At 58.8% G+C, this 6438-nt stretch carries 7 protein-coding genes and 1 rRNA gene; all 8 read left to right on the forward strand.

The window, feature by feature from the left end; genetic code table 11:
- Positions 1–129: 129 nt before the first annotated feature.
- Positions 130–1155, forward strand: coding sequence for an ABC transporter permease subunit (locus tag G520_RS0120450; RefSeq protein ID WP_028537286.1), 1026 nt, complete (start codon positions 130–132; stop codon positions 1153–1155).
- A gap of 17 nt (positions 1156–1172) precedes the next feature.
- On the forward strand, positions 1173–2084 hold the full coding sequence (locus G520_RS0120455) for an ABC transporter permease subunit (RefSeq protein ID WP_028537287.1): 912 nt from the start codon (positions 1173–1175) through the stop codon (positions 2082–2084).
- A gap of 9 nt (positions 2085–2093) precedes the next feature.
- Positions 2094–3068 (forward strand): ABC transporter ATP-binding protein, encoded by a 975-nt coding sequence (locus G520_RS0120460; protein ID WP_028537288.1) that lies wholly within the window; start codon positions 2094–2096, stop codon positions 3066–3068.
- Positions 3065–4036, forward strand: coding sequence for a peptide ABC transporter ATP-binding protein (locus G520_RS0120465; protein ID WP_028537289.1), 972 nt, complete (start codon positions 3065–3067; stop codon positions 4034–4036). Before G520_RS0120460 ends, G520_RS0120465 begins: the two co-directional genes overlap by 4 nt.
- Positions 4037–4169: 133 nt before the next feature.
- Positions 4170–4667: a pantetheine-phosphate adenylyltransferase gene (gene coaD, locus G520_RS0120470; RefSeq protein ID WP_028537290.1), complete on the forward strand. Its 498-nt coding sequence runs from the start codon at positions 4170–4172 to the stop codon at positions 4665–4667.
- Between the two features lie 34 nt (positions 4668–4701).
- The gene (locus G520_RS0120475) at positions 4702–5649 is read left to right on the forward strand and encodes a class I SAM-dependent methyltransferase (RefSeq protein WP_028537291.1); all 948 of its coding nucleotides are present in this window, start codon (positions 4702–4704) and stop codon (positions 5647–5649) included.
- Between the two features lie 128 nt (positions 5650–5777).
- Positions 5778–6110 carry a thioredoxin gene (trxA, locus tag G520_RS0120480; RefSeq protein ID WP_036666698.1) on the forward strand — a complete coding sequence of 111 codons (333 nt, stop codon included), beginning with the start codon at positions 5778–5780 and terminating at the stop codon, positions 6108–6110.
- Between the two features lie 260 nt (positions 6111–6370).
- Positions 6371–6438, forward strand: a 16S ribosomal RNA gene (locus G520_RS0120485); the annotation flags it as partial.

A 6438-nucleotide genomic window follows, 5' to 3' on the forward strand; every position in this document is an offset into this window, starting at 1 on the left:
CGCACGCCGGTTCGCTTCCCCCATCTCCCTCGCTCGCGCCCGGCGTCTTCAACCTGGTCCAGGTCTGTTAAACGGAATCCCGATGGGCGCGTGCGTGCACGACTTCGGATTTCCAGGAGATGTCATTCCATGTTTTCTTTTATTCTTCGGCGTCTCGGGCTGCTGATCCCGACTTTTTTCGGGATCACGCTCCTGACCTTCAGCCTGATCCGCCTGATTCCGGGCGACCCGATCGAGGTGATGGTCGGTGAACGCTCGCTCGATCCGCAGATGCATGCCGCGGCGCTGCACCGGCTTGGCTTGGACAAGCCCCTGTATCTGCAGTACATCGATTATGTCGTCAATCTGGCCCATGGCCATCTCGGCGATTCGCTGATTACCCGCGTCGACGTGTGGACCGAATTCACGACGCTGTTTCCGGCGACACTCGAGCTGGCGATTTGCGCGATGATTTTCGCCGTCGTCCTCGGCTTGCTGGCCGGCATCGTCGCCGCGATCAAGCGCGGCTCACTGTTCGACCACGGCGTGATGGGACTGTCGCTGACCGGCTTTTCCATGCCGATCTTCTGGTGGGGCCTGATCCTGATCATGTTTTTTTCGGTGCGGCTGGGCTGGACCCCGGTTGCCGGGCGCATCGATCTGGCGTTCGATATTCCCCCGCGCACCGGCTTCATGCTGATCGATACCTGGCTCGCATCGAGTCGCGACCCCAGTCTGTCCGGCGCTTTTGTCGATGCGCTCAAGCACCTGATACTGCCCACCATCGTGCTCGGGACGATTCCGCTGGCCGTGATCGCGCGGATGACGCGTTCCTCCATGCTTGAAGTCCTGCGCGAGGATTATGTCCGCACGGCTCGGGCAAAGGGGCTGTCTCCGTCGCGTGTCATTTTCATCCACGCATTGCGCAATGCCCTGATTCCGGTTCTCACCGTGATCGGCCTGCAGGTCGGCGTGTTGATGGGCGGTGCCGTGCTGACCGAAACCATCTTCTCCTGGCCCGGCATCGGCAAATGGCTTATCGACGCGATACAGCGCCGCGATTATCCGGTAGTTCAGAACGGCATTCTGCTGGTCGCTACACTGGTGATCCTGGTCAATTTCGTCGTCGATATTCTGTACGGCGTGGCCAATCCGCGTATCCGGCACGCAAAATGACAGGAAAGTTGCCACACATGACTCAAACGCAAAACGCGGCGCCGGACGAAGCGGCGGTCGTCTATCCCTCGCCGTTCAAAGAATTCTGGCAGGGCTTCTCGCATAACAAGGGCGCGGTCGTCGGCCTCGCTTTCATGACGCTGATCCTGCTCGCCGCGATCCTGGCTCCTTGGATCGCTCCGTACAGTCCGATCGAACAATACCGCGACCACATGTTGGTTCCTCCCGTCTGGAGCGATGGCGGTACGAGCCAGTTCCTGCTCGGAACCGACGAAGCGGGGCGCGATATTCTGTCCCGCCTGATCTGGGGAGCGCGCCAGTCCTTGTTCATCGGTCTGTCGTCGGTGTTGATGGCCCTGATCCCCGGTGTCGTCGGCGGTCTGTTGTCCGCCTTTTTCCCCAAATTGCTGGGTTCGAGCATCATGCGCCTGATGGATGTGCTGATGGCGCTGCCGTCCTTGCTGCTGGCTGTCGCCATTGTCGCGATCCTGGGACCGGGGCTGATCAATAGCATCATCGCCATTTCGGTGGTGTCGCTGCCGGCCTATGTCCGCCTGACCCGTGCCTCGGCCATGACCGAGCTCAATCGGGACTATGTGACCGCCGCGCGCGTCAGCGGTGCAGGCCTGTTGCGGTTGATGTTCGTCACTGTCCTCCCCAATTGCCTCGCACCATTGATCGTGCATGCGACCATGAGTTTTTCCTCCGCCATCATCGATGCGGCCGCGCTCGGTTTTCTCGGGCTCGGCGTGCAACCGCCGACGCCGGAGTGGGGGATGATGCTGGCTTCGGCCCGTGATTACATCGAGCGCGCGTGGTGGGTCGTGAGTCTGCCCGGCCTGACCATCCTGCTGTCGGTTCTCGCCATCAACCTGATGGGTGACGGCCTGCGCGACGCGCTGGACCCGAAACTGAAGCGCGCGGCGTAAGGGAATATCATGAGTTTATTGGAAATTAGTAATCTATCCGTTCAGTTCGGATCGGAAGCCCGTCCGTTCAATGCGGTAGAAGGCCTCGATTTGAGCGTCGATCAAGGTGAAGTGGTCGGCATCGTCGGCGAGTCGGGTTCCGGCAAGTCGGTGACCATGATGGCGATGATGGGCTTGCTCGAAGGGCAGGGCCGCATCGTTGCCGATCAGTTGCGTTTCGACGGCAAGGATCTGCTGAAGATCTCGGCTCGCGACCGGCGCAAGATCATCGGCAAGGATATTTCGATGATCTTTCAGGATCCGATGACCGCGCTCAATCCGAGCTATACCGTCGGCTATCAGATCATGGAAGTGCTGAAAGAACATCAGGGCCTGCGCGGCGCGGCACTCAAGCAGCGTGCGCTCGAACTGATGGAAATGGTCGAAATTCCGGCCGCGGCGCAACGGCTGTCGTCGTATCCGCATCAACTGTCCGGCGGGATGAGCCAGCGCGTCGCAATCGCGATGGCCATCGCCTGTAAGCCCAAGTTGCTGATTGCCGACGAGCCGACCACGGCGCTTGACGTGACCATACAGGCGCAGATCATGGAGCTGCTGGTCAGCCTGCAGAAAAGCCAGAACATGGCCCTGATCCTGATCACCCATGACCTGGCGGTCGTCGCCGAAGTCGCGCAGCGGCTGGCGGTCATGTATGCGGGGCAGGTTGCCGAATTGGGGGCGGTGCCGGACATCTTCCGCCGTCCTTTCCATCCTTATACCGAAGCGCTGCTGTCATCGATTCCCGAGCACAGCAAAGGTGCACGTCGCCTCAATACGCTGCCCGGCATCGTTCCCGGTCACTATGATCGTCCGGTGGGGTGCCTGTTGTCGCCGCGTTGCCCGTATGTGCAGGAGCGTTGCCGTCTGGAGCGCCCGGCGCTGACAGTCGACGGTGCCAGCGGGGTGCGTTGCCACTTCCCCCTGAGCGCGAAGGAGGTCAAATGAATCATGTCCTGGAAGCGCGGGATCTGACCCGCTATTACGATGTCTCGCAGGGCTTCTTCAAAGGCAATGCCACGGTCAAAGCGCTCAACGGCGTCTCGTTTACGCTCGATGCCGGCAAGACGCTGGCTGTCGTCGGGGAGTCGGGGTGCGGCAAGTCTACGCTCGCCCGTCAGTTGACCCTGATCGAGCCGCCGACATCAGGTGCCCTGCTGCTCGAGGGTACGGATGCGGCGAAGGCGGGCAAGTCCGAGCTGCAAGCCATGCGTACCAAAGTGCAGATGGTGTTTCAGAATCCGTATGCGTCGCTCAACCCGCGGCAGAAGATCGGCGACCAGCTGGCCGAACCCTTGCTGATCAACACCCGGATGAGCGCGAGCGAGCGCAAGGACGCAGTGCTGTCGATGATGCAGCGGGTCGGATTGCGGCCCGAGCACTATTTCCGTTACCCGCATATGTTCTCTGGCGGGCAGCGGCAGCGGATCGCGATTGCGCGGGCCATGATGCTGCAGCCCCGCATCGTGGTGGCGGACGAACCGACCAGTGCCCTCGATGTATCGATCCAGGCGCAGGTGCTGAATCTGTTCATGGATCTGCAGGACGAGTTCAATACCGCGTATCTGTTCATCTCGCACAATCTGGCCGTGGTCGAACATGTCGCCGACGACGTGATGGTGATGTATCTGGGGCGTGCGGTGGAAATCGGCAGCAAGGATACGATTTACAATCGGCCTTTGCACCCGTACACCCGTGCGCTGTTGTCGGCGACGCCGTCGATTCATCCGGAAAATCGGGCGATCAAGATCAAGATCGAGGGCGAGTTGCCGAGTCCGCTCAATCCTCCAAGCGGATGTGCATTTCATAAGCGCTGCCCGCATGCGCAAGAGCGGTGCACAAGGGAAGAACCGCAGCTGCGGACCGTGGATGCGCAGCGCGTGGCCTGTCATCGTGCCGAGGAATTGCGCCCCTGAAGGCAAGTCGATGTCACAAAACCCGGCTGGTTGCCGGGTTTTTTTTGCGCCGCAACACGAAAGGGCTTTACCGTCCCCCCGCCCCAAGCTACATTCCGCCTGTGAATTCTGTTCAACTACGAAGGGGGGTGCTGTGAAGCGAGCCGTGTACGCCGGAAGTTTCGACCCGGTCACCAACGGTCATCTGTGGATGATTCGCGAGGCCGTGGAACTGTTCGACGAGTTGATCGTTGCGGTCGGGGTCAATCCGGACAAACACTGTACCTTCAGTGTGGACGAGCGTATCGACATGCTCAATGCCGTGACGCGGGGCTTCGACAAGTTGCGTGTCGACATGTTCGAGAACCAGTTTCTGGTGAACTATGCCCAGTCCGTGGGCGCTAACTATATTATCCGCGGTATCCGTACCGCTAGTGATTACGAATACGAGCGTGCAATGCGTTATGTGAACTCGGATTTGTTTCCCGATATCACTACCCTGTTTTTGCTGCCGCCACGCGAATACGCCGAAGTGTCGTCCACCATGGTCAAAGGTCTGGTCGGACCGCGCGGCTGGGAAACGGTGATCCGGCAATATGTGCCGGAGCCCGTATCGCGCAAACTGCTGCAGATGTATTCCACCGACGTTTGACCGTCGGCGCTTATCGTTTAACCGAGAAAATTTTATGCTGGATGTGAGTGCGCTTGCCAATCGCTTGACCAAGAATTGGAAACATTACGGAAAATGGGCAAGGCGGCAGGGGGTTGCGGCGTGGCGGGTCTATGACCGCGATATTCCCCAGTTTCCCCTGGCGATCGATATCTATGGCGAGCACTGCCATATCCAGGAGTATGAAACGGGTTGGGTGCAGGACGATGCCGAACATGATCTCTGGCTGGATGCCGTCAAGAACTGCATCCGGGATGTGACGGGCATTCCCGCTGCGCAGATGGGGGTCAAGACCCGTCGTCGCCAGAAGGGCGAGAGCCAGTACCAGAAGCTGGAAAAGCAAAGCGACGATTTTGTGGTTGAAGAATTCGGCTTGCGTTTCTGGGTCAATATGGATGCGTACCTGGATACGGGGCTGTTTCTCGATCACCGCAATACGCGGCGCCAGGTCATGGGCGAAGCGGCCGGCAAGCGTTTTCTCAACTTGTTTGCCTACACTGGCAGCTTCACGGTGTATGCTGCCGCCGGCGGCGCGATTCGCTCCGAAACCGTCGATCTGTCCAATACCTACCAGCAGTGGACGCGTCGCAACTTCGATCTTAATGGCATCGATAGCCGCGTGCATACGCTGGTGCGCGACGATGTGTTTCATTATCTGACCGATGCACTGGCGCTGGGCAAACAGTTCGATCTGATCGTGATGGATCCTCCGACGTTTTCCAATTCCAAGCGGATGGACGATATTCTCGACGTACAGCGCGACCATGTGTGGCTGATCGAGCAGGCGATGGCCTTGCTGGCCGAGAACGGTGTGCTGTATTTCTCCAGTAATTTGCGCAGTTTCCAGCTCGACGAACGCCTGCCCGTGCTTTACAGCGTGGAGGATATCAGTCGGCAGTCGGTACCCGATGATTTTCGCAACAAGAAGATTCACCGCTGTTTCCGTCTGCAGAATCATTCTTGAGCACAGGGCGGCAGCTATAGCCTGAGCGTATCGCCACTCAGGAAAAATCAATCAATCCACCGCCTTGTGAACCATTTGGCTTGCCCTTATTCTCTATTGGGTCATCCTTTGACGAACGGGAGCACTCAATGGCTGTTATTCAAGCGACTGCTGCATCGTTCAACGATGTCGTTGATCGTGACGGGATCGTGATTCTGGATTTCTGGGCGCCCTGGTGCGGCCCGTGCAAGATGTTCGGTCCTGTGTTCGAGGCCGCGGCCGGGCGCAATCCCGATATCGTGTTTGCCAAGATCAACACCGAGGACGAAGTCGACCTGGCCCGGCACTTCAATATCCGTTCGATTCCGACTTTGATCGTGTTGAAGGGGCGGTCGATGGTTTTCAACCAGGCGGGGGCGATGATGGCGGCCCAGTTCGACCAACTGATCGATGCTGTGCGGCAGTTGGAGCCCGTGGCCTGAGATTCCTGCCTTCGAAAAGCGGGGCCGCGCCAGCGGTCCCGCTTTTTTTGCAAAAAGGCTTGACGGGTCTGCGGGGTGGCGGTATAGTTCGCCTCCTCAGCTGACGACGCAAACGAAACACGGCGCCGACGGCACTGCTCTTTAACAAAACGAACAACCGATAGGTGTGAGTGTCTGGCCGAAGCCGACACTTGCACTGCAAGAGAAGGACCACTGGTTCTTTAATCTTGCGTGCCAAAGTACGAAATTAGCTAAAGATTGAACTGAAGAGTTTGATCCTGGCTCAGATTGAACGCTGGCGGCATGCTTTACACATGCAAGTCGAACG

The organism is Paludibacterium yongneupense DSM 18731 (assembly GCF_000422925.1).
Lineage (GTDB): Bacteria > Pseudomonadota > Gammaproteobacteria > Burkholderiales > Chromobacteriaceae > Paludibacterium > Paludibacterium yongneupense.